The 25,205-nt window shown below is 58.9% G+C and carries 24 protein-coding genes; 7 read left to right on the top strand and 17 right to left on the bottom strand.

Annotation, left to right across the window (positions count from 1 at the left end; translation table 11 throughout):
- Positions 1-99 precede the first annotated feature (99 nt).
- Genes ntrC through dusB form a run of 3 tightly spaced genes read right to left on the bottom strand, consistent with a single transcriptional unit; the run spans position 100 to position 3,679 of the window.
- Entirely contained in the window at positions 100-1,551 is a 1,452-nt protein-coding gene (gene ntrC / locus ACFVTJ_RS09975) for a nitrogen regulation protein NR(I) (protein WP_386906787.1), read from the bottom strand.
- Positions 1,548-2,696: a nitrogen regulation protein NR(II) gene (locus ACFVTJ_RS09970; RefSeq protein WP_386906785.1), complete on the bottom strand. Its 1,149-nt coding sequence runs from the start codon at positions 2,694-2,696 to the stop codon at positions 1,548-1,550. The genes ntrC and ACFVTJ_RS09970 overlap by 4 nt, the downstream gene beginning before the upstream one ends.
- Complete coding sequence (gene dusB, locus ACFVTJ_RS09965; protein ID WP_386906946.1) at positions 2,693-3,679, bottom strand: tRNA dihydrouridine synthase DusB; 987 nt, start codon at positions 3,677-3,679, stop codon at positions 2,693-2,695. The genes ACFVTJ_RS09970 and dusB overlap by 4 nt, the downstream gene beginning before the upstream one ends.
- Before the next feature lie 306 nt (positions 3,680-3,985).
- On the opposite strand from dusB, the gene ACFVTJ_RS09960 reads away from it, so the two are divergent.
- Together ACFVTJ_RS09960 and ACFVTJ_RS09955 are read left to right on the top strand one after the other, a co-directional pair.
- Positions 3,986-5,173, top strand: coding sequence for a bifunctional 2-C-methyl-D-erythritol 4-phosphate cytidylyltransferase/2-C-methyl-D-erythritol 2,4-cyclodiphosphate synthase (locus tag ACFVTJ_RS09960; protein ID WP_386906783.1), 1,188 nt, complete (start codon positions 3,986-3,988; stop codon positions 5,171-5,173).
- A complete protein-coding gene (locus ACFVTJ_RS09955; protein ID WP_386906781.1) occupies positions 5,170-5,679 on the top strand; it encodes a CinA family protein in 510 nt (169 codons plus the stop codon). The genes ACFVTJ_RS09960 and ACFVTJ_RS09955 overlap by 4 nt, the downstream gene beginning before the upstream one ends.
- Here ACFVTJ_RS09955 and ACFVTJ_RS09950 read toward each other — a convergent pair.
- Both ACFVTJ_RS09950 and ACFVTJ_RS09945 read right to left on the bottom strand, forming a co-directional pair.
- Positions 5,661-6,116 carry a type II toxin-antitoxin system RatA family toxin gene (locus tag ACFVTJ_RS09950; protein WP_386906779.1) on the bottom strand — a complete coding sequence of 152 codons (456 nt, stop codon included), beginning with the start codon at positions 6,114-6,116 and terminating at the stop codon, positions 5,661-5,663. The two genes, ACFVTJ_RS09955 and ACFVTJ_RS09950, sit on opposite strands and share 19 nt — an antisense overlap.
- A 9-nt stretch (positions 6,117-6,125) precedes the next feature.
- The gene (locus ACFVTJ_RS09945; RefSeq protein ID WP_386906777.1) at positions 6,126-6,695 is read right to left on the bottom strand and encodes an AAA family ATPase; all 570 of its coding nucleotides are present in this window, start codon (positions 6,693-6,695) and stop codon (positions 6,126-6,128) included.
- Positions 6,696-6,943: 248 nt separating this feature from the next.
- Here ACFVTJ_RS09945 and ACFVTJ_RS09940 point away from each other — a divergent pair, with 248 nt between their 5' ends.
- The 3 genes from ACFVTJ_RS09940 (at position 6,944) to ACFVTJ_RS09930 (ending at position 9,006) form a co-directional block, all read left to right on the top strand.
- Positions 6,944-7,120 (top strand): hypothetical protein, encoded by a 177-nt coding sequence (locus ACFVTJ_RS09940; protein WP_386906776.1) that lies wholly within the window; start codon positions 6,944-6,946, stop codon positions 7,118-7,120.
- A 128-nt stretch (positions 7,121-7,248) separates the two neighbouring features.
- Positions 7,249-7,983 (top strand): AraC family transcriptional regulator, encoded by a 735-nt coding sequence (locus tag ACFVTJ_RS09935; RefSeq protein ID WP_386906774.1) that lies wholly within the window; start codon positions 7,249-7,251, stop codon positions 7,981-7,983.
- A 93-nt stretch (positions 7,984-8,076) separates the two neighbouring features.
- Entirely contained in the window at positions 8,077-9,006 is a 930-nt protein-coding gene (locus tag ACFVTJ_RS09930; RefSeq protein ID WP_386906772.1) for a DMT family transporter, read from the top strand.
- Positions 9,007-9,209: 203 nt separating this feature from the next.
- On the opposite strand, the gene lipA is transcribed toward ACFVTJ_RS09930, so the two are convergent.
- The 11 genes from lipA to ACFVTJ_RS09875 form a co-directional block, all read right to left on the bottom strand.
- Positions 9,210-10,181, bottom strand: a complete 972-nt coding sequence (gene lipA / locus ACFVTJ_RS09925) for a lipoyl synthase (RefSeq protein ID WP_077982345.1) — start codon at positions 10,179-10,181, stop codon at positions 9,210-9,212.
- Between the two features lie 102 nt (positions 10,182-10,283).
- Positions 10,284-10,532: a GlsB/YeaQ/YmgE family stress response membrane protein gene (locus ACFVTJ_RS09920; RefSeq protein ID WP_042619429.1), complete on the bottom strand. Its 249-nt coding sequence runs from the start codon at positions 10,530-10,532 to the stop codon at positions 10,284-10,286.
- Positions 10,533-10,627: 95 nt separating this feature from the next.
- Entirely contained in the window at positions 10,628-12,073 is a 1,446-nt protein-coding gene (gene lpdA, locus ACFVTJ_RS09915) for a dihydrolipoyl dehydrogenase (RefSeq protein ID WP_386906769.1), read from the bottom strand.
- A 57-nt stretch (positions 12,074-12,130) separates the two neighbouring features.
- A complete protein-coding gene (locus ACFVTJ_RS09910; protein ID WP_065653899.1) occupies positions 12,131-12,775 on the bottom strand; it encodes an SGNH/GDSL hydrolase family protein in 645 nt (214 codons plus the stop codon).
- Positions 12,776-12,787: 12 nt separating this feature from the next.
- On the bottom strand, positions 12,788-14,158 hold the full coding sequence (locus tag ACFVTJ_RS09905) for a pyruvate dehydrogenase complex dihydrolipoamide acetyltransferase (protein ID WP_386906767.1): 1,371 nt from the start codon (positions 14,156-14,158) through the stop codon (positions 12,788-12,790).
- A gap of 14 nt (positions 14,159-14,172) precedes the next feature.
- Entirely contained in the window at positions 14,173-15,594 is a 1,422-nt protein-coding gene (locus ACFVTJ_RS09900; protein ID WP_386906765.1) for a pyruvate dehydrogenase complex E1 component subunit beta, read from the bottom strand.
- 17 nt (positions 15,595-15,611) lie between these two features.
- Positions 15,612-16,655 (bottom strand): pyruvate dehydrogenase (acetyl-transferring) E1 component subunit alpha, encoded by a 1,044-nt coding sequence (gene pdhA, locus ACFVTJ_RS09895; protein ID WP_065653902.1) that lies wholly within the window; start codon positions 16,653-16,655, stop codon positions 15,612-15,614.
- 153 nt (positions 16,656-16,808) lie between these two features.
- A complete protein-coding gene (locus ACFVTJ_RS09890) occupies positions 16,809-17,126 on the bottom strand; it encodes a septum formation initiator family protein (RefSeq protein ID WP_386906763.1) in 318 nt (105 codons plus the stop codon).
- Between the two features lie 314 nt (positions 17,127-17,440).
- Entirely contained in the window at positions 17,441-18,715 is a 1,275-nt protein-coding gene (gene eno, locus ACFVTJ_RS09885) for a phosphopyruvate hydratase (protein WP_022556098.1), read from the bottom strand.
- A 138-nt stretch (positions 18,716-18,853) separates the two neighbouring features.
- Positions 18,854-19,699, bottom strand: a complete 846-nt coding sequence (gene kdsA, locus ACFVTJ_RS09880; RefSeq protein WP_386906761.1) for a 3-deoxy-8-phosphooctulonate synthase — start codon at positions 19,697-19,699, stop codon at positions 18,854-18,856.
- A complete protein-coding gene (locus ACFVTJ_RS09875) occupies positions 19,699-20,580 on the bottom strand; it encodes a VOC family protein (RefSeq protein ID WP_386906759.1) in 882 nt (293 codons plus the stop codon). Before ACFVTJ_RS09875 ends, kdsA begins: the two co-directional genes overlap by 1 nt.
- A 212-nt stretch (positions 20,581-20,792) precedes the next feature.
- Between ACFVTJ_RS09875 and lexA the strand changes: the two genes are divergently transcribed.
- Positions 20,793-21,515: a transcriptional repressor LexA gene (gene lexA, locus ACFVTJ_RS09870; protein WP_386906757.1), complete on the top strand. Its 723-nt coding sequence runs from the start codon at positions 20,793-20,795 to the stop codon at positions 21,513-21,515.
- 399 nt (positions 21,516-21,914) lie between these two features.
- A complete protein-coding gene (locus ACFVTJ_RS09865) occupies positions 21,915-22,592 on the top strand; it encodes a glutathione S-transferase family protein (RefSeq protein WP_386906755.1) in 678 nt (225 codons plus the stop codon).
- Positions 22,593-22,623: 31 nt separating this feature from the next.
- Here the strand turns inward: ACFVTJ_RS09865 and ACFVTJ_RS09860 are convergent, their stop codons facing one another.
- Complete coding sequence (locus tag ACFVTJ_RS09860) at positions 22,624-25,053, bottom strand: ComEC/Rec2 family competence protein (RefSeq protein ID WP_386906944.1); 2,430 nt, start codon at positions 25,051-25,053, stop codon at positions 22,624-22,626.
- Positions 25,054-25,205 lie beyond the last annotated feature (152 nt).

Below are 25,205 nucleotides of genomic sequence, written 5' to 3'. Positions count from 1 at the left end.
GGACTCGCCTCCCTCAGGCGAATCTCCGTCCTTCCTAGTGTTTTCCAAGCAACACAATGTGGCGAAAATGCAACGACAACTGCGGCCTTGTCAACATTCTCAGCTGGGGCGGGAACTACGATAGACGGAAACGCCGAGCTCGCGGATTTTCTTGCGCAGCGTATTGCGGTTGAGGCCAAGAAGATCGGCAGCCTTGATCTGGTTGCCGCGGGTCGCCGTCAAGGCCGCGAGAATGAGCGGATATTCGAGTTCGCGCAGCACGCGGTCATAAAGACCTGGAGGAGGCAGGCCATCGCCGAAGCCGGCGAAATAATCCCGCATGTTCTCCTCGACCGCCTGCGAAATCGTGAGCGAACCGGTGCGGACTGCCATCTTGTCGAGCGGGCTGTCGGGGACATCCGATTGCAGTTCCTGCTCGATGATCTCGCGGGTGATGACTTCCTGCGGATAAAGCGCCATCAGGCGGCGGATGAGGTTTTCCAGCTCGCGCACGTTGCCGGGCCAGGCATAGGCCTTCATGACTTCAAGCGCTTCGGTCTCGAAACGCTTGCCTTCCAGCCCTTCCTTCTCGCCCGTCTGGATGAAATGGCGCACCAGATCAGGAATATCCTCGGCGCGGTCACGCAAGGGTGGCAGGCGCAACGGCACGACGTTCAGGCGATAATAGAGGTCTTCACGGAAGAGGCCCTGATTGATCGATTGCTTCAGGTCCTTGTTGGTGGCGGCGACGATTCGGACATCGGTACGGATCGGCGTGCGTCCGCCCACCGTGGTATATTCACCCTGCTGCAACACGCGCAGAAGGCGTGTCTGGGCATCCATCGGCATGTCGCCGATTTCATCGAGGAACAGCGTGCCGCCCTCGGCTTGTTCGAAACGGCCGGTGGAGCGGTTCTGAGCACCGGTAAAGGCGCCCTTTTCATGGCCGAACAGTTCGGATTCGATGAGATCGCGCGGGATGGCCGCCATGTTGATGGCAACGAAGGGACCATTGCGGCGCTTGCCATAATCATGCAGCGCGCGCGCCACCAGCTCCTTACCCGTACCGGATTCACCCGTGATCATCAGCGTCAGGTCGGTCTGCATCAGGCGGGCAAGAACACGGTAGATTTCCTGCATCGCAGCGGAGCGGCCGACGAGCGGCATACCGTCCTGCATGTCGTCATCCAGCTTCGCCGGCTTGCGCTTCGGCTCTGAGAGTGCGCGGCCGATGATGGCGATCAGCTCCGTCAGGTCGAAGGGCTTGGGCAGATAATCGTAAGCGCCCTTTTCCGAGGCCTTTATTGCCGTCATGAAGGTGTTCTGTGCGCTCATGACCAGAACCGGCAGGTCCGGGCGGGCCTTCTTGATGCGCGGCAGCAAATCGAAGGCGTTTTCGTCCGGCATCACGACATCGGTCACGACAAGATCGCCCTCACCCGCAGACACCCAGCGCCAGAGCGTTGCGGCATTGGAGGTGATGCGCACGTCGTAACCGGCGCGACTAAGCGCCTGGTTCAGCACCGTACGGATTGCGGCGTCATCATCGGCGACGAGGATCGTAGCTGTCATAGGTCATTTCCTGTCGTGTTCGGCAAGGTGATGTCGTCAAGCGCCACTTCAGGCGAGACGGGCATCAATACGCGGAAAGTCGTGCGGTGGTTCTGGCTGTCGCATTCGACGATGCCGCCATGGGCACCGATGAGCTTGGCGACCAGCGCGAGGCCGAGGCCCGAACCATTTGTCTTGGTGGTTATAAACGGGTCGAAGAGATGCGGCAGAAGATCGGCCGGGACGCCCGGACCATTGTCATGCACGCAAAATTCGAGCGGTAGCGAGATGCGCTCCCGGCTGCCGGCGACCGACAGGCGGATGCCGGGGCGATAGGCGGTGGTCAGAACGACTTCGCCGTCCGGCTGGTTGCCCACGGCTTCAGCCGCATTCTTCACCAGATTGAGGAAGACCTGCACCAACTGGTCGCGATTGGCATAGACTGGCGGCAGTGAGGGGTCGTAATTCTCTGATATCTTGATGTTGCGGGCAAAACCGGCCTTGGCGATCGCCTTTACATGATCGAGCACGGAATGGATGTTGACCGGCACGCGGTCCACCGGCCGCTCGTCGGAAAACACTTCCATACGATCGACCAGCGAGACGATGCGGTCTGTCTCGTCGCAGATCAATCGGGTCAGGGCACGGTCCTCGTCCGGAACCGACATTTCCAGAAGCTGCGCAGCACCCCGAATACCGGATAGAGGATTCTTGATCTCATGCGCAAGCATGGAAGCAAGGCCAGTGACCGAGCGGGCGGCGGCGCGATGGGTCAATTGCCGGTCGATCTTGTCGGCCATCGACCGTTCCTGGAAAACGACGACCACCGAACCCGCCTCGCTGACAACGGGCGCCACATAGAGGTCAACCAGCTTATCCTGACCGAGGCGCGGTGAACTCAGATCGACGCGATATTCATTGACGGGTGCGCGGCGCTCCCGCACCTGATCGATAAGCGCCAGCAGCGGGCTGCCGAAGGGAATGAAGGTGGAAACCCGGTAGCGCGCCAAATGCGAGGCGCTCGCCCCGAAAAAGGCTTCGGCTTCCCAATTGGCAAAGGCGATGAAACCCTCGGCATCCACCAGAATGACGGGGTTCTGCACGGCGTTTAGAACCGCCATGGCAAGCGGATTTGCATCTGCCGGGCTGTGTTTGTCGGCGCTCATGCGGCCTTCCTTGCGGCGTCTTCGCCCGCATTTGCGTAAAGAGCGGAACGCAGCAGATCAGCTACCTCCCCCGTGTCACGCGATGTCATGATTTGAGCCTTATCGGGCGTGTCGATCTCCGGCGCGAAACGGTCGAGATACCAGCCCAGATGTTTGCGGGCGTGCCGGAGACCGGCTTCCCTTCCGTAAAATTCCAGCATCATGTCGTAATGCTCAACAGCGATATCGGCAATCTCGGCACGTTGCGGCGCAGCGTGTCCGGCGAGAACGGCCGGCAGCCAGGGCTGACCCTGCGCACCGCGACCAACCATGACGGCATCTGCGCCGGAACGGCGCAGGATTTCCCGCGCATCGTCGGCCGTCTCGACATCGCCATTGGCGATGAGAGGCACGGAAATCACCTCGCGCACTGCGCGGATGGCGTCCCAGTCCGCGCGCCCCTCATAAAACTGCATGCGGGTGCGGCCGTGAATTGTGATGAGCTGCACACCTGCCGCTTGGGCACGGCGGGCAATCTCAGGCGCATTGATGGTGTTTTCATCCCAGCCGAGCCGCATCTTCAGCGTCACGGGCACGTCGACGGCATTAACTGTCGCCTCGATCAGCGAGAGCGCATGATCGGGATCGCGCATCAACGCCGAGCCCGAATAACCGCCCGTCACCTTCTTGGCCGGACATCCCATATTGATATCGATAATACCGGCGCCGTTATCGGCGGCAATCTTCGCGGCTTCGGCCATGAAATGCGCCTCGCGCCCGGCAAGCTGCACCATATGCGGAACCATGCCGGCATTTTTCAGCCGCGCCCAGGATTCCCCCCTGTTGGCGACGAGTTCGCGGCTGGCGACCATTTCGGTCACGACAAGGCCCGCGCCATAACGCCAGGCCAGTTGGCGGAATGGCAGATCCGTCACGCCAGACATGGGCGCCAGCACGGCACGATTACGGATCGTGACGGAGCCGATGCTGAACGGTTCTGACAATTCCGGAAAAGGCAACTGATGATCTTTCGTGCAGAAGGGTTATTTGCATTATTTTTAGACAGTGTTTGTGCGGTTGCCAAGCACTTTTAAAGGGTTGCATCTTTTATTTGCTGGGCGGTTGCCTGCCTGTTTTGCTGTCGACAGTAATTTGTGCAAGTTCAAAGGCGCAATGACGATCGATCCTGCGACACGCGGAAGCGAATGCGCGTCTTATCGGGCTGGCCATCCGGGTTTTGAAACGCTACAGCAGGACTGTCAACCGCTAAGGGTTGCGCACAAAGCATATGACCAATGCAGGAAAGTACTATGAAACTCGGCATCGTCATCGTCGCCGCCGGACGCGGTGAAAGGGCAGGCTCCCCTGAGGAAGGGCCGAAGCAATATCGCCCGATCGGTGGCAGGGCCGTGATCGAGCATACATTGGCGACCTTCCTGCGGTGGAACGATGCCTGCCCCATCGTGGTGGTCAGCCATGCCGACGATGCGGCCCTGTTGTCTCCAATCCTTGGTCGGCTCGATGCCGGCGAACGCATCACCACGGTAACGGGCGGCGCGACGCGCCAGCAATCGGTTCTGGCCGGCCTTGAGGCGCTCTCCTCGCACGGCCTTACACATGTAATGATCCATGATGCCGTACGGCCTTTCGTTGCCGAGGATATGCTGGAACGTATCGTCGCGCTGCACCGGGCGGGTGCGGGCGGCGTTCTGCCTGCGCTGCCCGTCACCGATACGCTGAAGCGCGGTGCGGGCGAGCGTGTCGTCGAGACGGTTTCCCGGCAGGGACTTTATGCGGCGCAGACACCGCAGAGTTTCGCCTATGGCGATATTCTCGGTGCACATCGCGCCGCTTCGGCGTCGGGCAAAACCGATTTCACCGATGATGCGTCGATTGCCGAATGGGCCGGGCTGACGGTGACGCTGACCGATGGCTCGGTCGACAATGTAAAACTCACTCTCAAGCGGGATATCGCCATGGCCGATGAAAAGCTCTCCCACGCATTGCCCGATGTGCGCACCGGCAATGGTTACGACGTTCATCAGCTTGAGGCCGGCGACGGCGTGACGCTGTGCGGCATCTTCATCGAACACGATCAGAGACTGAAAGGTCACTCGGATGCCGATGTGGCGCTGCACGCCCTGACGGATGCGCTGCTCGCCACCTGCGGCGCTGGCGATATCGGCGATCATTTCCCGCCTTCCGATCCGCAATGGAAGGGCGCAGCCTCGCGCATCTTCCTCGAGCATGCGGCCAAGGTCGTGCGCGACAATGGCGGCACGATCATGAATGCCGATGTTTCTTTGATCGCCGAAGCCCCGCGCATCGGCCCGCACCGCCAAGCCATGCGGGAAGCCCTCGCGGACATGCTCGGCATCGCGCTGGAGCGCTGCTCGGTGAAGGCGACGACCAATGAGACGATCGGTTTCGTCGGCCGCCGTGAAGGCATAGCCGCAATCGCCACTGCAACCGTTGTTTACCGGGGCAGACCGCTATGAGCCTTTTCCCCGAAGACATTCAAGAATTGGCGCGGCGTATCATTGCCGATTTCACCGCCCGTGGCTTGATGGTCTCGACGGCGGAGAGCTGCACCGGAGGACTGATCGCCGGCGCGCTGACGGAGATTGCCGGCTCCTCCGCTGTCGTCGACCGCGGTTTCGTCACCTATACCAATGACGCCAAGAGGGACATGCTGGGGGTTGGCGCCGAGGTACTGACAGAATTTGGCGCCGTCTCCCGGCAGACCGCATTGCAGATGGCGCATGGCGCCCTCTTCCGCTCGCGCGCCGATTTCGCCGTGGCGGTGACAGGCATTGCCGGCCCGGGCGGCGGCTCGGCCGAAAAACCGGTGGGGCTGGTGCATCTGGCCGCCAAGGCTCGCAACGGCCACGTCCTGCATCACGAGATGCGTTACGGAGACATCGGCCGTACTGAAATCCGGCTTGCGACTGTCAAAACCGCGCTTGAGATGTGGATTGCCCTCAATCAGGCGGGGTCGGTGTAAATTTTGTCGGCGCGGGTCTCGAAGGCTTCCGCGAACATTCGGAAAGCCCGATCGAACATCGAGCCCATCACCGCTCCGAGCAGGCGACTCTTGAATTCATAATCGATGAAGAAATGAATGGTCGCGCCGCCATTTTCGGCCGCCTCGAAACGCCAGCGATTATCGAGATATTTGAACGGCCCGTCGATATATTTCACGTCGATGGCGCGTTCGGCCGGGTTCAATAACACCTGCGTGGTGAAGGTCTCGCGAATGGCTTTGTAGCCGACAGTCATATCCGCCACCAGCAGCACCTTGCCATCCCGCTCCTTGCGCGAGCGGACGGTCAGCGCCTCGCAAAGCGGCAGAAACTGCGGATATTTCTCCACATCGGCGACGAGGTCGTACATGCGGTCGGGCGAGTGTTTGACAATGCGATGCGTTTCGAACTGTGGCATGAGCGGCAGTTAATCCTCGATCACGAGAAGATCAAGAAGGCGGCGAAGCTGTTTTCGGCTTTTCAGCTGGAATATCGGCACATTGGGGCCGTGAAGCGCGAAATTCTCTTCGAAGATCGGAGTATGGCGGTGTTCGAAATTCCAGATATAGCGCAGGAAATCGAGGTCTATTCTTTCCGGGCAACCTGCCGCCATTTCGGGCCGGGCCTTGCCATAACCCTTCACGATCCGGCTGATCGCACCCCACAGGCAAAGCCAGCGCGGCATGCGTACCCAAAGAACGATATCCGTTCTTGGCAGGCGCAAGTCGAACGATGACGGATTGCTGCCATCCATCAGCCATCGGTCTTCGGTGATGATGGCCGCGATCCTCTGCCGCTGTTCTTCGCGCGGGCGCAACTGCCAGCCGGGCAACCAGAAAATGTCGCGATCCATGGAAATATAGCGAAGCCCGAAGGCGGTTGCGAGTTTTTGCGAGAGTGTCGATTTTCCACCGCCGGAGCAGCCGACGACCATAATACGGCGTGCAGACGCGATAATCGCAGCTGCATCCTCAACGTTTTCAAGATAATTCGGCATCGAATAAACCTCATCCTCGTCGCCGTGCCATTGTCCAATAAAGTGAGCAATATTCTTCAGCGGCGCGACGCCAGTGTCGGACGTTACGGAAATTTAACTATTGCAACCCCCTCGCAGGGATTGCTATTTATTTGCGACTAATATTACACCCATGGGATGCAACGGCGCTGGAACCTCCCATTTTCACCGCGCTTATTCATCCTTGGGTTCACACCCGACATAACCGCTTTGAGCCACTGAGTGAGCCGATGGACGATTTTTCCAACATCATCAACCTTCTCGAATCCGCCAAGCAACTCGCATCGATGAACGAAATGCCGATGCTTGCCTATCTCATCGACGTCGCGAAATGCGAGGCGAGAGAGAACAAGCCGGTTTTGCGCAAACGCAAACGCGGCGAATCGACCGCCAAGGAAGACTGTTAACTGCCGTTTCCCATCGCTGAGCGATAAAGCCGGCTGGTCCAATCTTCCAGACGATGTCATAATCAAGCAATGAAACCGGCCGCTTTTTCGAGGCGGCCATTTCTTTGCACAATGGAAACGACAGCGTCATGACATCCGCATCCGCCGATATCAGAACCTACAGGCAGGAAAGACCAAAGGAACGGCACGGCTTCGTGCAGATCGTTCTTCCCGTCTCCGGCCGCCTGCGGATCGATGTGGCCGGGCAGCAGGACGAATTGTCGACCGGGCGCGGCGTCTTCATCCATCGCGACGCACCGCACACGCAGGAATCGACTGCAATCAACCATTCTTTGGTGGTCGATCTCGATGAAAGTGCCGTTTCCGAACGCACACTCGAGAAATTTGCCCGCTCGCCCTTTCTCGATATTGCCCCGGACACACGGCAATTGATCGCTTATATGCGCAGTCTCATCGGAACGGATGGACGCCGCGACGACATAGCTGGCCTGTGGGCGCCGCTTCTTGTCGACAGCCTCGCCAATGAAAAAACCGATATTCGCGAGCGCCTGCGCTGGCTTGGAGCGGTCGTCGGGGCGGAGCCCTTCTTTCCCTGGACCATCGACATGCTGGCGGCCTGCGCGTCGATCAGCGAAAGTCGCCTTCATGCCCTGTTTATCGAGGAATTCGGTCTCTCGCCTCACCGCTGGCTTACCGGACTGCGCATGGACAAGGTCTGCGCCCTGCTCAACGATTCTTCTCTGCCTATCGCCGAAATCGCTCTGCGGGCAGGTTTTTCCGACCAGACGGCTCTAACGCGCGCCATGCGCAATAGTGTGGGCGAAACACCGGCCGCCTATCGCCGTAACCGAGGCATCCACTGAAACCGCTGACAATTCATCAGGAGTTTTTGTCAAGACAGCCGCACAAGGCCTGTGGCACATCGCGGACAATCGTGAATGCGGATGTGACATGACATGAACAAGACAGGTCTCGGTGTTTTTTACGGCATGCTGGCGGGTGCGCTCTGGGGCGGGATATTCCTCGCACCCAAACTCGTGCCGGATTTTTCCGCGCTGCAACTCTCGACGGCGCGTTATCTCACCTACGGGCTGATTTCCCTCATTATAATCGGGCCGCGCCTCAAACGGGTATCGGCCCATTTCGGTGCGCGTGAATGGTTCGCGCTCGGCTGGCTGAGCATGATTGGCAACATCGCCTATTATGTCTTCATATCGACGGCGGTGAAGCTGAGCGGTGTCGCCTTCACGTCGATCATTATCGGCTTTCTGCCGGTTGCCGTCACTGTTATCGGCAGTCGCGATCACGGCGCGGTGTCGCTGAAACGGCTCTGGCCGTCGCTTGCTTTCGGCGCGATCGGCATTATCGGCATTTCCTGGCAGTCGCTGACGGAGAGCGAGACGGGACTGGATATGTCGCGCATCCTTGGCCTTGCCTGCGCGCTGGGCGCACTCGTGTCATGGACGGCTTTCGCGGTTGGTAATGCCCGTTGGCTATCCCGCCTTCATGACGTCAGCGCGGACGACTGGAACATGATGACGGGTGTGGTAACCGGCGCTCTTGCGCTTGCGCTCGCCATCCCCGCCTTCATCTTTGGTGAAAACACGCATGGAACAGAGGACTGGCTGCATTTTGCCGCGGTCGCGGCAGGGCTCGGCTTCACCGCTTCCATTCTGGGAAATGCGCTCTGGAACAGGATGAGCCGCCTTCTGCCTCTCACCATGGTCGGGCAGATGATCCTTTTCGAAACGCTGTTTGCGTTGCTTTACGGTTTTCTCTGGGAAGGACGTGGCCCGACGCTTGTCGAGGTCGTCGCAATCTGCTCGGTGGTGCTGAGCGTTGTTCTATGTATGCGGGCGCATAGGCCCGAGAAGGTCGTGGTGTGATTGGGTTGAAGGCCGGGAACAGGCGGCTGAGCCATTTCACAAGCCTTGCCTCCCACTCACGTCATCCTCGGCCCTGTCCCGGGAAGCCAAACCCGTATCGTATAATTGATGGGCCGCAGATGCTCAGGACAAAGCCCGAGCATGGCGGCGAAGAGCGCGAATATCGCCCTCTTCAGCAACTTATCTTGTCGAACCTCTGCCTCTTATTCAGCTGCTGCCAGCAGCTTCTTTTCGCGGGCCGCACGCAGGCGTTCGAAATCGTCACCGGCATGGTGGGACGACCGGGTCAACGGGCTGGAAGAGACCATCAGGAAGCCCTTAGTGTAGGCGACCGTCTCGTAGGATTTGAACTCTTCCGGCGTGACGTAAGCCTCGACCTTGTGGTGCTTGCGGGTCGGCTGCAGATATTGGCCGATGGTCAGGAAGTCCACGTCGGCGCTGCGCAGGTCGTCCATCAATTGCAGCACTTCGTTGCGCTCTTCGCCAAGGCCAACCATGATGCCTGACTTGGTGAACATGGTCGGGTCCAGCTCCTTCACCCGCTGCAACAGGCGTACGGAGTGGAAATAACGCGCGCCCGGACGAACCGTGAGGTAATTGCCCGGAACGGTTTCCATATTGTGGTTGAAGACGTCAGGCTTGGCGGCGACGACACGCTCCAGCGCACCGGGCTTCTTCAGGAAGTCGGGCGTGAGGATTTCGATGGTCGTCGTCGGAGACGCGGCGCGGATCGCCCAGATGACCTTTTCGAAATGTTCAGCACCGCCATCGGCGAGATCGTCACGGTCGACCGAGGTGATGACGACGTGCGAAAGCCCCATCTGCTTCACGGCCTTGGCGACGTTCTCGGGTTCGTTCATATCAAGCGGATTGGGCTTGCCGGTGGCGACGTTGCAGAAGGCGCAGGCGCGGGTGCATATTTCACCCATGATCATGAAGGTCGCGTGCTTCTTGTCCCAGCATTCACCGATATTCGGACAGCCGGCTTCCTCGCACACCGTGACGAGCTTATGGCTGCGAACCAGCTCGCGCGTCTCATGATAGCCTTTGGAGGTCGGTGCCTTGACGCGAATCCATTCCGGCTTGCGCATCACCTCGGTATCGGGCTTGTGCGCCTTTTCCGGGTGGCGGATACGCTTTTCGTCGGACGACGTCCTGTCGAGAATAGTGACCATAAAAACCTGCTTCCATCGCCTTTGGCGATCCAGACATCTTTGGTGCGATGCTTTAGAACAATTCCAGAAAAAGCGTAAGCCCCTTCCGGTCACGAAGCCTTGTCAGCGCCGCACGAGCTTTGCCAGAAACAGCAAGAGGCTTGCGCCGAGGAACGATGTGACGAAATAACCGAGCCTGCTATCCTGAACGAAAACATCGAAGGTTCGCAGCACGGCGACAGCGACGACCGAACCGACAATGCCAAGCACGATGTTCATGAAGATGCCGAAGCGCATGTCCATGAGCTTGCCCGCAAGCCAGCCGGCGAGACCGCCGATGATGATTGCTGCAATCCAGCCTACACTTTCCATTCCCACGCTCCCTGAAACAGCAGCCTGCCTTAGGGCTGCATCGAGACATATGGGACACCCGGCAAGGTTAGACAATGCCGGGTATCACGCGGCACTTATGCGTTGAGCACACGTCCGTAAGCGTCGAGCACGCTTTCCTTCATCGACTCCGAAATGGTCGGGTGCGGGAAGATGGTGTGCATCAAATCTTCTTCGGTCGTCTCCAGATTCATGGCGACGACGAAGCCCTGGATGAGTTCGGTCACTTCAGCACCGACCATATGGGCGCCGAGCAGCTCGCCGGTCTTCTTGTCGAAGATGGTCTTGACCATGCCCTGATCTTCACCAAGAGCAACTGCCTTGCCGTTTGCCGCGAAAGAGAACCGGCCGACGCGGATATCGCGACCCTGTTCCTTTGCCTTGGCTTCGGTAAGACCGACAGACGCGACCTGCGGGTTGCAATAGGTGCAGCCTGGAATCTTCAGCTTGTCCATCGGGTGAACATTCGGCAGACCGGCGATCTTTTCGACGCAGATGACGGCCTCATGCTCGGCCTTGTGGGCGAGCAGCGGCGGGCCAGCAACGTCGCCGATGGCGTAGATGCCGGGAACGTTGGTCTTGCCATAACCGTCGATGACGATGAAGCCGCGATCAGTCTTCACGCCAGCAGCCTCAAGACCGATGCCTTCTATGTTGGCAACGACGCCGACGGCGGAGATCATGCGATCAGCCGTGATCTTCTCGGAAGAACCGTCCTTCTTCTCCAGCGTCGCGGTGATGGAGTTCGCGCCCTTCTCCACCTTGGAAACCTTGGTTTCCAGATGGATTTTCATGCCCTGCTTCTCAAGCTGCTTCTTGGCGAAGGTGGAGATTTCCGCGTCTTCTACAGGCATGACCTGGCTCATGATTTCGACAACGGTCACGTCCACACCCATGGTGCGGTAGAAGCTGGCGAATTCAATGCCGATGGCACCCGAACCCATGACGAGCAACGACTTCGGCATTTCTTCCGGCTTCATCGCTTCGAAATAGGTCCAGATCAGCTTGCCATCCGGCTCGATGCCAGGCAGCGCGCGTGGGCGTGCGCCTGTCGCGACGATGATGTGCTTGGCATTGTAGGTGCCCTCGCCCAGCGTGTTCTTCGGAACGGGACCCTGCGGCTGCACCACCGGCTTGGTGGACGTGCCGACCACGATTTCGCCCGGCTTCGTAATCTTGGCTTCACCCCAGATGATGTCGACCTTGTTCTTCTTGAACAGGAAACCGACGCCATTGTTCATGCGCGCTGCAATGCCGCGCGAGCGCGCCACGATTGCCTTGACGTCAGGCTTGATCGAGCCTTCCAGCGTCAGGCCATAATCCTTCGCATGGGTGGCGGTGTGCATGACATCGGCGGTGCGCAGCAGCGCCTTGGTGGGAATGCAGCCCCAGTTGGAGCAGATGCCGGCCAGATGCTCACGCTCCACGACGGCAACCTTCATGCCGAGCTGGGCTGCGCGGATCGCGGCAATGTAACCGCCCGGTCCCGAACCGATGATGATGACGTCATATGATTGAGCCATTGGAAATCCTGCCTTGTCCTATCGGGTCGCGAGCAGCGCCACGACCGGGAATTGTTCTTAAAGTCCGAGCATCATGCGAACGACGGGCTCCAGCCCTCGCCCGATGGCCCGCGTATTTTCAGCATCGAGATGGACGCCATCCACCGGCGTCGTGCGCGCCACGGAACCCGCATCGAAAAAGCCGCAATCGAGCTCGTCGGCCAGATCCCGGTAAACGGATGCCAGCATTGCCGATTCATCGATTGCATCACGAAAGATCGCGCCCATGAAAGGATTTGCCGTCTCGCAAAGCTGCGGCGGAGCGACGATCAGCACGTCAGGCGCTTCCCAGTCCGGCACCTGCCAGATATGGTTGCGCGTGAGCTTCACCAGCCGCTCGACGCCCTTCATGGCAACAATCGCCGACCCATGGATCGCCGGTTTCATGTCGTTGGTGCCAAGCATGATAATCACCAGATCAAGCGGCGCATGGCTGTGCAGCAACGTCGGAAGAATCCGCGCACCGTTGCGGTCGCAATCGGCGGTGTTGTCGTCATAGGCGGTGGTGCGACCGCCAAGACCTTCGTGGATCACATGCACGTCGGAACCGAGCGCCTTTTGCAAGACGCTCGGCCAAAGATCGTCATGGCTATGCCGGCCACCCGTTTCCGCATTTGATCCCCAGGTCAGGGAATCGCCAAAGCAGAGGACCGACTTCACCATTTTATTCTCCGATCAAACCAGCATGCCCATCGGGTTTTCGATGTAGCGCTTGAAGGCGCCGATCAGTTCGGCTCCGAGCGCGCCATCGACGCAACGATGGTCGGTGGAGAGCGTGACGGTCATGACGTTGGCGATCTTGATCTCGCCGTTCTTGACGACCGCGCGTTCTTCACCCGCGCCGACCGCCAGAATGGTGGCATGCGGCGGGTTGATGACGGCGGAGAAGCTCTTTACGCCCATCATGCCCATGTTGGACACGGCGGTCGTTCCGCCCTGATACTCCTCGGGCTTCAGCTTGCGCTCTTTCGCGCGCTTACCGTAGTCCTTCATCTCGTTGGAGATGGTGGAGAGCGACTTCTGCTCGGCCTTGCGGATGATCGGCGTGATCAGGCCACCCGGAATGGAAACGGCGACGCCGACATCCGAATGCTTGTGCTTGACCATGGCGCTTTCCGTCCAGGAGACGTTGGCGTCAGGCACGTCACGAAGCGCAAGCGCCAGCGCCTTGATGACCATATCATTGACCGACAGCTTGTAGGCTGGCTTGCCATCCTTTTCGGGGGCAGCAGCGTTAAGCTGGGCGCGCAGCGCCAGAAGCGTATCCAGTTCGCAATCGACCGAAACGTAGAAATGCGGAACGGTCTGCTTGGATTCGACCAGACGCTTAGCGATGACCTTGCGCATTCCATCATGCGGCACAAGCTCATAGGAGCCTTCTTCGAACAGCTTGAGAACCGCTTCGTCCGACTGACCCTTGGCGAGTGTGGGGGCCGGTGCCCCTGCGGATGCAGCAGCCGCGGTCGGCGCAGCCTTTGCACCGCCGGAAGCGGCAGCCTTTTCGACGTCTGTCTTCACGATACGGCCATGCGGGCCGGAACCTGAAACGGCCGATAGGTCGAGACCAGCTTCCTTGGCGAGACGACGTGCCAACGGCGAAGCGAAGATGCGCTCGCCGGACTTTGCAACCGGGGCCGGTGTGGAAGAAGCAGGTGCCTGATCGGCGGCCGGCTTTTCAGCCTTGGCAGGAGCAGCTTCGGATTTTTCTTCCTTCGGCGCTTCAGCCTTTGCGGCTTCCTGCTTCGGGGCTTCCGCCTTGGCAGGAGCGGCATCGCCACCCTTTGCCGCCTCGGCCACATCCTCGCCATCGGCGGCGAGGATTGCGATGAGGGCATTGACCTTGACGGCTTCCGTGCCGGCCGGAACGACCAGCTTGGCAACGGTGCCTTCGTCGACGGCTTCCACTTCCATGGTCGCCTTATCGGTCTCGATCTCGGCGATCACGTCACCGGGTGCGACCTTGTCGCCTTCCTTGACCAGCCACTTGGCCAGATTGCCCTCTTCCATCGTGGGGGAAAGGGCAGGCATGGTGATGTTTATCGGCATCGAAACGCCTCCCCTTACTTGTAGCAGACGGTTTTGACGGCCTGAACGACTTCATCGACGTTGGGCAGAGCCAGCTTTTCGAGGTTCGCCGCGTAGGGCATCGGAACGTCCTTGCCAGCAATCGTCAGGATCGGCGCATCGAGGTGATCGAAAGCGGCGCGCATGACCTGGTTGGCGATGAAGTCACCGACCGATGACTGCGGGAAGCCTTCCTCGACCGTGACCAGACGACCGGTCTTCTTGACCGATTCGATGACGGTGGGCAGATCCATCGGACGGATGGTGCGCAGATCGATCAGTTCGACATCGATGCCGAGCTTTTCGAGTTCCGCTACCGCCTTGATGGCATAGGTCATGCCGATGCCGAAGGAAACGATGGTCGCGTCCTTGCCCTTGCGGTGAATGCGCGCCTTGCCGATTGGCAGCACGAAATCATCGAGCTTCGGCACTTCGAAGCTCTGGCCGTAGAGAATTTCGTTCTCAAGGAAGATGACCGGGTTCGGATCGCGGATAGCCGCCTTCAGCAGACCCTTGGCGTCGGCTGCCGTGTAAGGCATGACGACCTTGAGGCCCGGAATATGGCTGTACCATGCGGCGTAACATTGCGAGTGCTGCGCGCCAACGCGAGCAGCGGCACCCGAGGGACCACGGAACACCATCGGCGCGCCCATCTGGCCGCCCGACATGTAAAGCGTCTTCGCCGCCGAGTTGACGATCTGGTCGATCGCCTGCATGGCAAAGTTGAAGGTCATGAATTCGACGATGGGCTTGAGGCCAGTCATGGCCGCACCGACGCCGATACCGGCAAAACCGTGCTCGGTGATCGGGGTGTCGATGACGCGGCGCTCGCCGAATTCCTGCAACAGGCCTTGGGTGATCTTGTAGGCGCCCTGATATTCGGCGACTTCTTCACCCATGACGAAGACTTTTTCGTCGGCGCGCATTTCTTCGGCCATGGCGTCGCGCAGTGCTTCACGCACTGTCGTCATCACCATTTCCGTGCCTTCCGGAATGTCCGGATCGGCTGCAGCTTCGATCTTCGGGGCAGCTGGAACCTTGGCGGCTTCCTTGGCAGCGCTCGGCTCTTCGGCAGCTTCGCGGGTCTTGCCGCCAGCGGCGTCAGAACCAGAATTGGCAGCTTCCGCCTTCGGCTCTTCCTTCTTGGCGGAAGAAGAGATCGCGTCAGCGCTTTCGCCATCCTGAAGAAGAACGGCGATTGCCGTGTTGACCTTGACACCTTCGGTGCCGGCCTCGATCAGCAGCTTGCCGATCACGCCTTCGTCCACGGCTTCCACTTCCATGGTCGCCTTGTCGGTCTCGATCTCGGCGATCACGTCACCGGAGGTGACCTTGTCGCCTTCCTTTTTTAGCCACTTGGAAAGCGTGCCTTCCTCCATGGTCGGAGAAAGGGCGGGCATAAGAATTTCTACTGGCATTGGTTTCCCTTTCCCGATCAGAGCAGAATGTCGGTGTAAAGCTCGGATACATCCGGCTCTGGGTCGTTCTGGGCGAAGTCTGCGCTATCGGCGACGATATCACGGACATCCTTGTCGATGGCCTTGAGTTCGTCTTCGCTTGCCCAGCCCTGCTCCAGAAGCCGTGCCTTGACCTGCTCGATCGGGTCATGTTCGGAGCGCATCTTCTGCACTTCATCCTTGGAACGGTATTTCGCCGGGTCGGACATGGAGTGACCACGGTAACGATAGGTCAGCATTTCCAGAATGATCGGACCCTTGCCGGAACGGCAATGTTCCAGCGCCTGGTCGGCTGCGGCCTTAACGGCGCGCACATCCATGCCATCCACCTGAACGCCGGGAATGCCGAAGGACTGGCCACGCAGCGAATAGTTCGACTGGGCGGTGGCGCGGGCGGTCGAGGTGCCCATGGCATAACGGTTGTTTTCGACGATATAGATGATCGGCAGTTTCCAGAGAGCAGCCATGTTGAAGCTCTCATAGACCTGGCCCTGGTTGGCAGCGCCATCACCGAAATAGGTCACGGAGACATTGTCGTTGCCGCGATATTTGTTGGCGAAGGCGAGACCGGTGCCGAGCGAAACCTGCGCACCAACGATGCCGTGGCCTCCATAGAAATGCTTCTCCTTGGAGAACATGTGCATGGAGCCGCCCTTGCCTTTCGACAGACCGCCGCGGCGGCCGGTCAATTCGGCCATGACGCCACGCGCGCTCATGCCGAGTGCAAGCATGTGTCCATGGTCACGATAAGCGGTGATGACCTGATCGCCTTCCTTCTGCGACATCTGCATGCCGACAACAACGGCTTCCTGGCCGATGTAGAGGTGACAGAAACCACCGATAAAGCCCATACCGTAGAGCTGGCCGGCCTTTTCCTCGAAGCGGCGGATGAGCAACATTTCACGGTAAGCGTGAAGTTCGTCTTCCTTGGAGAAGTCGGGGCTGTTCTTGCCGGTGAATTCGGTTGCAGCCTTTGCCGTGGTCTTGCGGCCGGATACGGTCGCTGATTTTCGCGGCGCCATTCATCCCTCCCTGAGTTGCCATTTGAATGGATAGAGTGGCGCGTACCATATTCAAGAAAACGCCATGCAGCAATGCTTTAAACGCATGGCACATATTCACGCTAAGATGCTGTGAATAAATCAAAAATCATTAATTAACTTGATTCAGGTTAATCAGAAATATGTGTTCATGATGACGATTTCGTCCGTGCGGGACATATTCAGCTGATAACGCGAAATCTCATCGATCATGTCCCGCTCGAGCGAGCCATCACTCAGCAATTCCACCTGCCGCTCCAGCGCCACACGGGCCTGCGTCAGCTTTGCAAGTTCCGCAGTGCGTGTCATGCGCTGGCGCTCAAGCCGCTCGGTTGCCTGCAGGCCGAAGTCGCCATGGATGGAATGATAGCCGAAATAGGAAAGAAAAGCGATGGTGATGGCTGGAACGATCAGCCGACCGAATCGTCTCTTTTTATGATGTCTGGTCCACATGCCGGAGAGATGCCTCAAAACGCGTAACTTGATTCTGAGACTAGAGTGGATTGTTTAACTATCCGTTGACCTTAACAGGCGATTGGCAAATGGGCATTAAAAAGCCCGCCGAGAGGCGGGCTTCAACAATGACGTCGTTCTGAAAGCTCTCCTCCTCCACCATGCTCGCGCGTGACCCGAGCATCTGCTAGGTATCGAATTGACGAGACGTTGGCAGATCCTCGGCACAGGGCCGAGGATGACGTAGAAATGTGCTGCTAGCCTGTAATACTGCTAGCTCTTAAGGCAGAAAAGCTCCCGGAAATCCTGGCGAATTAACCACGCAGGATTGAACGGCCGGCGTATGCAGCCTGCGGACCGAGCATTTCTTCGATGCGGATCAGCTGGTTGTACTTTGCAAGCCGGTCGGAACGAGCGAGCGAGCCGGTCTTGATCTGACCGCAGTTCGTCGCGACAGCGAGATCGGCAATGGTGGAATCTTCCGTCTCGCCCGAGCGGTGCGACATAACGGCGGTGTAGCCAGCCTTGTGCGCGGTTTCCACCGCATCCAGCGTCTCGGAGAGCGAACCGATCTGGTTGACCTTGACGAGGATGGAGTTTGCAACGCCCATCTTGATGCCATCGCGCAGACGTGCGGAGTTGGTGACGAAGAGATCGTCGCCGACCAGCTGGCACTTATTGCCGATGAGGTCGGTCAATGTCTTCCATCCGTCCCAGTCGTCTTCAGCCATACCGTCTTCGATGGAAATGATCGGATACTTTGCAACGAGGTCTGCGAGGTATTCAGCCATCGCACCCGATTCCAGCGTGCGGCCTTCGCCCTCGAGAACGTATTTGCCGTTCTTGAAGAATTCGGTCGATGCACAGTCGAGGCCGACATACATGTCTTCGCCCGGACGGTAACCGGCTTTCTCGATCGACTTCATGATGAAATCGAGCGCCGCCGGCGCGCTTTCGAGGCCAGGTGCGAAACCACCTTCGTCACCGACATTGGTGTTGTGGCCCTGCGCGGACAATTCTTTCTTCAGCGTGTGGAACACCTCCGATCCCATACGTACGGCTTCGCGGATGTTTTCCGCGCCAACCGGCAGGATCATGAATTCCTGGAAGTCGATCGGGTTGTCGGCATGCGCGCCGCCGTTGATGATGTTCATCATCGGAACCGGCAGCAGATGCGCGTTTGGGCCGCCGACATAACGGTAAAGCGGCAGACCGGAGGCTTCGGCAGCAGCCTTGGCGATGGCGAGCGAAACGCCGAGAATGGCGTTCGCGCCGATGCGCGACTTGTTCGGGGTGCCGTCCAGCGCGATCATCATCTGGTCGATCTGAATCTGGTTTTCAGCATCGAAGCCGCCGATGGCGTCGAAGATTTCCGTGTTGACGGCTTCAACAGCCTTTTCCACGCCCTTGCCGAGATAACGCTTGCCGCCGTCGCGCAGCTCAACCGCTTCATGCGCGCCGGTGGAGGCGCCCGACGGAACGGCTGCACGGCCCATGGAGCCGTCTTCGAGGTACACATCGACTTCAACGGTCGGGTTGCCGCGGCTGTCGAGGATTTCGCGCGCAATAATATCGGTAATGGCAGTCATGGTCTCTCCCTTGGGAATGGAACAGATATTTTCCGTCGCCTGTCTTAGACGATGGCGAAGAAATTACAATGACGGCGGACGGCAGAAACGGGGCACCCGCCATTTAAAATCGATTGGTACGGATCAACAGCCGTTCCCTTACGCCTTGGTAATGGCGTCAAAGGCCAGAAGCTTTTCGAGCAGTTCGGGCATGTCCTTCAGGTGCACCATGTTGGGGCCGTCGGAAGGCGCATTATCCGGGTCTTCATGGGTTTCAATAAAGAGACCGGCGACGCCGACAGCGACAGCGGCACGGGCCAAAGTCTCGACGAATTCACGCTGGCCGCCCGTGGAGCCGCCCTGCCCGCCCGGCTGCTGCACCGAATGGGTAGCGTCAAACACGACAGGCGCGCCGAGCGATGCCATGATCGGCAGAGAGCGCATATCGGAAACCAGCGTGTTGTAACCGAAGGATGCGCCGCGTTCGCACAGAAGCACGTTCGGGTTGCCGCTCTCATTCAGCTTGGCCAACACGTTCTTCATGTCCCAGGGCGCCAGGAACTGACCCTTTTTGACATTGATGACGCGACCGGTTTTTGCAGCTGCGACGAGAAGATCGGTCTGACGGCTGAGGAAGGCTGGAATTTGCAAGACATCCACCACCTCGGAAACGATGGCGCATTGTTCTTCGGTGTGAATGTCGGTCAAAACAGGAAAGCCGAACTCCTTCTTGAGATCGGCGAAAACCTGCATCGCACTCTCAAGGCCAATGCCGCGCTTGCCGGAAAGCGAGGTGCGGTTGGCCTTATCGAAGGAGGACTTATAAACAAGTCCGATTCCCAGCTTGTCGCAAAGCTCCTTCAGCACGCCAGCAATCATGAAGGCATGCTCGCGGCTTTCCATCTGGCACGGACCGGCGATCAGCGAAAAGCGCTCGGCATTGGAGAAGGAAACCTTGCTGGCGCCATCGCCGGCGGTGACTTTGAGATTGTTCGTAACGCTCATCATTTTTCCTCGAAGGCGAAGGCAACGCCCTGACCGGGTGCGGCGGGCACCACCAGACGGCCGCCCGCTTTTGCGCAGAACACGCCATTAGCAGCAAGCACCGCTTCTGTCACGGCAAGATCGTCGGCAGAAAAGACGACGCCCATGCCATGCAATCCGACGTCGCTCCCGGCAGAAAGTCCTAAGGCCAGTCCGCCCAAGTCAGCTTTTTGGGTTAGCCTCACGCGGGCATTGCCGGCAACAAAAACCATGTCTCCACCCGAAGACACCCTACCCTCACAGCCCAACACAGTTTCGATCAGGTGCACCGCCTTCGTGTCGCCACCTGAAAACAGGATAATTTCGCTAAGGCCTGAGACACTGTTGGCGTGACGCTCCAGCGCCGCGCGGTCTCCCGGCAGGGCGCGCAGCCGCTGGCAACTAAAGAGGAAGAAATCCGCCGCCGAACCGCTTGCCGCGAAGGCGAGACGGAAGGCCGCCTCGCTCTGCGATCCGTCTGGCATCCGCACGGGGCGTGAAAAATGGAATACATCGCCAGCCGACACGTCCGACGTCACAAACCTCTCATGGTCTGCAAGGGCATCCTCGGTTTTGGCCACGAGAGCCGAAAAGCCCTCCTGCCCGACTTTTTGCCTGAAGGCCCTGTCCCTGCCTGTGAACACATCGCCGCCGTCCGCAGATGCGTTATATTTAGCCGGATCAGCAATCGCGAGTGGCTCAAGATAGGTATCGTCTTTGAAAAAGACACAGGCATTTCGGGTTCCGAACGGATGCAAAGCTTCCGGTGCGACCGTAAATCCAAGGCTGACAAGGCGCTTTACGGCAATGCCGAGATCTTCCACTGGCAGAACGAGATGATCGATGCGATGTGATTTCATCATGGCCTGTTTTCCTGCGCTGGCACCCCGCCCAAGCATACCTGGACGATTTGGACGTCAGAAGAGCACAATCAGGCGCCATGAAGCAAATCATCAAAACAACAGATAGCAGGTTCACGAAATTTTAGGGGATTGCAGAACACATATGGAACATATAGTGTTCGTTCTGTATTTGTTTCGCGACTTCAACGACGATTCTCAAGGGTGTTTTCCTCATGCTCACGCGCAAACAGCAGGAATTGCTTCTCTTCATTCATGAAAGAATGAAAGAGTCCGGCGTGCCGCCCTCCTTCGATGAAATGAAGGACGCACTCGATCTTGCTTCGAAATCCGGTATTCACCGGCTGATTACCGCACTCGAAGAGCGCGGATTCATTCGCCGGCTACCCAACAGGGCGCGAGCGCTCGAAGTCATCAAGTTGCCTGAGGCTTACACGCCGGGCGCAAGGCCGCAGCGCGGCTTTTCGCCGAGCGTCATCGAGGGAAGTCTCGGAAAACCGAAGGAGCCGGAACCCGCCCCCGCCCCTAAGGCGCCCGCCAACGATTTCGCAGGTGCCGCCACCGTTCCCGTCATGGGCCGCATCGCTGCCGGTGTGCCGATTTCTGCCATCCAGAACAATACCCACGATGTGGCTGTGCCGGTGGATATGCTGGGGTCGGGCGAACATTACGCGCTTGAGGTCAAAGGCGATTCGATGATCGAGGCCGGGATTTTTGACGGCGACACCGTCATCATCCGCAACGGCAACACCGCCAATCCGGGCGATATTGTCGTGGCGCTGGTGGATGATGAAGAGGCCACGCTGAAGCGCTTTCGCCGCAAGGGTGCGTCCATTGCGCTGGAAGCGGCAAACCCGGCCTATGAGACCCGCATTTTCGGACCGGATCGGGTGAAAATTCAGGGCAAGCTGGTGGGATTGATCCGCCGTTACCATTGATGTGGTGACATCGCGCAGAGTCCCTGTCGCGATGGGGCCGTCATAAAAATGGTGCTCCCCTATGAAGTGTCGACTTCTGGGAAAGACTTGGTTTGCCGATGCAGGAACATGCGCGTCATCTGGCCGATGGCGCGTCATTTTTTGAGAATCAATCCTCGCTTTGTTTCCCTGACGCCGCAGGCATAGAGTTGGCTTAACGCGTAAACTCAATCGGCCTTCTGCTTCGCTCAGCATTGTCGCAAGTGCTTTCTGTCTCCAAGCGGTGAGATCGACAGAACTCTTTTCTGTCACCCTCGCTTCCCATTCATCAATGCGGCTTATGGGAGCCATGGATTATTTGCGATATTCCAGAGCGCCTTCGCAGGTGTAGAAATGCGCGTCCTATCGGGGAAAAACGCCATGTACGATCTTTATATTGCCAACAAGAACTATTCCTCATGGTCGTTGCGACCCTGGGTTTTGATGCGCACGCTTGGCATCGCCTTTGATGAAAAACTCATTCCCTTCGGCGAAGGTGTTTCCTTCTCCACATTTTCGCCGACCGGCAAGGTGCCATGCCTTGTCGACGAGGGAGTGACAGTTTGGGAATCACTGTCGATCGCCGAATATCTGGCCGAGAGGCATCAGGGCGTCTGGGCGAGCGACAAGCAGGCGCGGGCCTGGTCACGCTCGGCGGCGAGCGAAATGCATGCGGGATTTTTCTCACTGCGCAATCTCTACCCCATGTCGGTCGGTATCCGGGTAAGACCAAAAGCTGGCGATGCCGGGCTTGCGGCCGATATAAAGCGCATCGATGCGTTGTGGAGTGAAGGTCTCACCAGATTCGGCGGACCTTTTCTCGCCGGTCAGAAATTCACGGCGGTCGACGCCTTCTTCTGCCCGGTGGCGTTCCGTTTCCAGACCTATGGCGCCGATCTTTCGCCGGCAGCGAAAGCCTATTGCGACCGGCTGCTCGCCCTGCCCGCCATGCGCGAATGGTACGAGGCCGGACTGAAGGAAATCTGGCGCGACCTGCCACATGAAGAGGAAATTGGCGGCATTGGCGAAGTGACCGCGGATCTGCGCGCCAAGGTCTGAGTGAAGGCCTGACGAACCTTTCTGGCGGCACTCATTGCGATGCCGCCAGCAAGCGGGTAACGGCTTCAGGCACCTCGTGGTCAAAACGGCCGCTCTTCCAGTCATAGAAGCGATGTTCGCTCCACGGCCTGTCCGCACCGGCGGTTGCAGCGCGCATCTGTCCCACGACGCCCGCTTCATCGCTGCCGGCGAAATTTAGCTCAACCGAGCCGATGCGCCTTAATATGTCGCGGTTGAGCAGCAAGGCTCCCGAGCGGCATTGCGCAAATGAGGTTCTGCGGGAAACGATGACGATATCGGCGATATCACAGGCTTTCCCGGCAAACCGACCGTCCTCCAGCACGATGATCCATTCGCCGCTTCGCGCACGCGCCACGCACCAGATGCCCGTCCGGCAGGTAAAGACGCCCGGCGCAGCATCCCTCAGCGTGGCCGTCATTTCGCGCGCCAAGGCCTTCAAATCCTCCGGCGCCAGTTTCGATTTTGCGCTTAGGGCAACGGTGGTTGTCGGAACTGCTTTCTTGAGAAGGACAGGCGCGAGCGGCTTTTGCGGCAGCAGCAGCGCCCTTTGCCACTGGTCATAGATGAAGCCCTGTGGTCGTGTCTTTGTGGTGTAGACCTTGCCCTCGTCCAGAAGCGCCACCAGCCTCCCCTCCTCATGGATAAGCAGATCGGGCAGATCGCGTTGGGCGACGGCTCCGGACAGGCCGAAGGCAAAGAGCAGCGGTGGAATTCCAAGCAGCGCCAGCCGGCTGCGCAGCAATGTCAGCAACAGGAAACCCACTGAAGCAATGCCGATGAAAGCGCCGTGCGGCCGACCGGTCGCCGCGCTGCCGCCCCAGGACGCGACTTCATCCGCAACGTCGATGACTAGCGCCATGCCGTAACCCATGACCTTCAGAAATGGTGCATCGAGCCCAAAGGGCATCAGCAGCATGGCGACAAGACCAAAGGGCATGACAATCAGCGACATCAGCGGCATCGCCGCCAGATTGGCAAAAAGTCCATAGGTGGTGACACGCTGAAAATGCTCGACAGAATAGATCGCCGTCGAAAGTCCACCGATCAACGATGTTGTGATGACACCACCGATGACGGCGCCTGCCGTTTCCACCACTGTCACCCACGCGGGTTTGCGCCCGATGAACAGGCGCTCACGGTCAGTGCGCCAGCGGCTCCAGGCGGCATAGGCGGCGACAAGCGCAATCGTGGCGGCGAAAGACATCTGAAAGCTCGGCCCCATGATTTCCGAAGGAGACAGGGCAAGGATGACCAGAGCGGACAACGCAACATTCCTGAGGCTGAGCGAGGGCTGATCGAAGAGAACGGCGATCAGCATCACCGACATCATCAGCCATGCGCGTTCGGCAGAGACGGCAAAACCGGAAATCAGGTAATAGGCGAGCGTCATCAGCAGTGCCGCAAAGGCGGACAACTTCTTCACCGGCCAGCGTTGAGCAAAGGCCGGAAACAGGCTGAAGGCGAGCCGCAATCCCACGAAGAATATGCCTGACGCCAGCGCCATGTTGAGGCCGGATATGGCGACGATATGGGCAAGCCCGGAAAGCCGCAACGCTTCCATCGTCCCGGCCGATATGGCCTGTCTCTCATCGGTGACGATCGAGGCGGCAAAAGCGCCGGCGTCGCCGCCGATCGTGGTGCGAATGCGCTCGGCAATGGCGATGCGCAGACCGTAAAGCCGCATATCCGCCCACCCCAGCCAGTCCTTTTTTGCATCGATATCGGGGGCAGCTACCATCTGTGGCGGCTTGTAAAAAAAGCCGGTCGCGCCAATGCCCTTGAAATAGGAGGCGAAGGCGAAATCATTGAGACCGGGCAAAGCCGGACCGGATGGCGGCGAAAGCCGCGCCTTACCGCGGATCGTCGCACCGAGCGCCACCGGCTTTCCGCCGCCGCGGGCCAGCAACGAAACCTTTCCAGGCAGGCGTGACAATGCCGGCGCTTCTGTCGCAGCCAATTGCACCACATAACGCCAGTCGCCGCGGGCATCGACCTCTCGGCGCATCACCGTGCCGGTAATGGTGGTGGTAACGGGCGTATCCAGCACCACAGTCCCCGCCCGCCGCGTTTCAAATTCGGCGAAAAGCATGCCTAGCAACAGCAGTGCGACGAGGCTGCAGGCCGTGGCTACCAGGGTCGCGCGATATCGGGCGGCGAATGTCACGCCGGCGGCGAGCAAAAATAGAACAACAAGAAGCGGCAATGAAGGTGCTACATCAAGGGAAAACCAGAGGATCGCCCCACAGCCGATGAAGACCGGTACGAAAAGAAAATCATGGCCGAATGCACGTTCCTCTGCGAGGCAGGTGGTGATTTTCTGGAGAACGGCAATTTGCGGTTTCGGCTTGTCTGCAAGGGCCGGCAAATCATTTGTCGCGACCTCACCGGTCCGGCGCAGCGGAGACAGGATATCTGCCGTGCGGGGCAAGCCGCCCTGCATCGTTTCGGCATATCCGAAATGCTGTTTTTCCCCTTGACCAAGCAATCTGCGCCGCGCCCCTGCCGCACCGGAAACAGGTTTGCAGGCGGACGCGCGGGATTGCAATGCTTTCCTTTAACCCTGCGTTGACCGAGATTGAATTGCTATGATCA

The organism is Agrobacterium sp. NPDC058088, from assembly GCF_042885035.1.
Lineage (GTDB): Bacteria > Pseudomonadota > Alphaproteobacteria > Rhizobiales > Rhizobiaceae > Agrobacterium.
Note: the sequence above shows the minus strand (reverse complement) of the source record. Positions and strands in the feature narration are given on the sequence as shown.

What these genes read in the sequence shown, in the direction of transcription:
- ACFVTJ_RS09935 (WP_386906774.1), top strand. Translation starts at nt 7,249, where the DNA reads ATGACATCCGCATCCGCCGATATCAGAACCTACAGGCAGGAAAGACCA.
- ACFVTJ_RS09875 (WP_386906759.1), bottom strand. Translation starts at nt 20,580, where the DNA reads ATGATGAAATCACATCGCATCGATCATCTCGTTCTGCCAGTGGAAGAT.
- eno (WP_022556098.1), bottom strand. Translation starts at nt 18,715, where the DNA reads ATGACTGCCATTACCGATATTATTGCGCGCGAAATCCTCGACAGCCGC.
- ACFVTJ_RS09945 (WP_386906777.1), bottom strand. Translation starts at nt 6,695, where the DNA reads ATGCCGAATTATCTTGAAAACGTTGAGGATGCAGCTGCGATTATCGCG.
- kdsA (WP_386906761.1), bottom strand. Translation starts at nt 19,699, where the DNA reads ATGAGCGTTACGAACAATCTCAAAGTCACCGCCGGCGATGGCGCCAGC.
- ACFVTJ_RS09905 (WP_386906767.1), bottom strand. Translation starts at nt 14,158, where the DNA reads ATGCCGATAAACATCACCATGCCTGCCCTTTCCCCCACGATGGAAGAG.
- ACFVTJ_RS09955 (WP_386906781.1), top strand. Translation starts at nt 5,170, where the DNA reads ATGAGCCTTTTCCCCGAAGACATTCAAGAATTGGCGCGGCGTATCATT.
- ACFVTJ_RS09860 (WP_386906944.1), bottom strand. Translation starts at nt 25,053, where the DNA reads ATGCAGGGCGGCTTGCCCCGCACGGCAGATATCCTGTCTCCGCTGCGC.
- ACFVTJ_RS09900 (WP_386906765.1), bottom strand. Translation starts at nt 15,594, where the DNA reads ATGCCAGTAGAAATTCTTATGCCCGCCCTTTCTCCGACCATGGAGGAA.
- ACFVTJ_RS09890 (WP_386906763.1), bottom strand. Translation starts at nt 17,126, where the DNA reads ATGTGGACCAGACATCATAAAAAGAGACGATTCGGTCGGCTGATCGTT.
- ACFVTJ_RS09960 (WP_386906783.1), top strand. Translation starts at nt 3,986, where the DNA reads ATGAAACTCGGCATCGTCATCGTCGCCGCCGGACGCGGTGAAAGGGCA.
- ACFVTJ_RS09950 (WP_386906779.1), bottom strand. Translation starts at nt 6,116, where the DNA reads ATGCCACAGTTCGAAACGCATCGCATTGTCAAACACTCGCCCGACCGC.
- lipA (WP_077982345.1), bottom strand. Translation starts at nt 10,181, where the DNA reads ATGGTCACTATTCTCGACAGGACGTCGTCCGACGAAAAGCGTATCCGC.
- ACFVTJ_RS09940 (WP_386906776.1), top strand. Translation starts at nt 6,944, where the DNA reads ATGGACGATTTTTCCAACATCATCAACCTTCTCGAATCCGCCAAGCAA.
- ACFVTJ_RS09930 (WP_386906772.1), top strand. Translation starts at nt 8,077, where the DNA reads ATGAACAAGACAGGTCTCGGTGTTTTTTACGGCATGCTGGCGGGTGCG.
- lpdA (WP_386906769.1), bottom strand. Translation starts at nt 12,073, where the DNA reads ATGGCTCAATCATATGACGTCATCATCATCGGTTCGGGACCGGGCGGT.
- lexA (WP_386906757.1), top strand. Translation starts at nt 20,793, where the DNA reads ATGCTCACGCGCAAACAGCAGGAATTGCTTCTCTTCATTCATGAAAGA.
- ACFVTJ_RS09865 (WP_386906755.1), top strand. Translation starts at nt 21,915, where the DNA reads ATGTACGATCTTTATATTGCCAACAAGAACTATTCCTCATGGTCGTTG.
- pdhA (WP_065653902.1), bottom strand. Translation starts at nt 16,655, where the DNA reads ATGGCGCCGCGAAAATCAGCGACCGTATCCGGCCGCAAGACCACGGCA.
- ACFVTJ_RS09910 (WP_065653899.1), bottom strand. Translation starts at nt 12,775, where the DNA reads ATGGTGAAGTCGGTCCTCTGCTTTGGCGATTCCCTGACCTGGGGATCA.
- ACFVTJ_RS09920 (WP_042619429.1), bottom strand. Translation starts at nt 10,532, where the DNA reads ATGGAAAGTGTAGGCTGGATTGCAGCAATCATCATCGGCGGTCTCGCC.
- ACFVTJ_RS09970 (WP_386906785.1), bottom strand. Translation starts at nt 2,696, where the DNA reads ATGAGCGCCGACAAACACAGCCCGGCAGATGCAAATCCGCTTGCCATG.
- ntrC (WP_386906787.1), bottom strand. Translation starts at nt 1,551, where the DNA reads ATGACAGCTACGATCCTCGTCGCCGATGATGACGCCGCAATCCGTACG.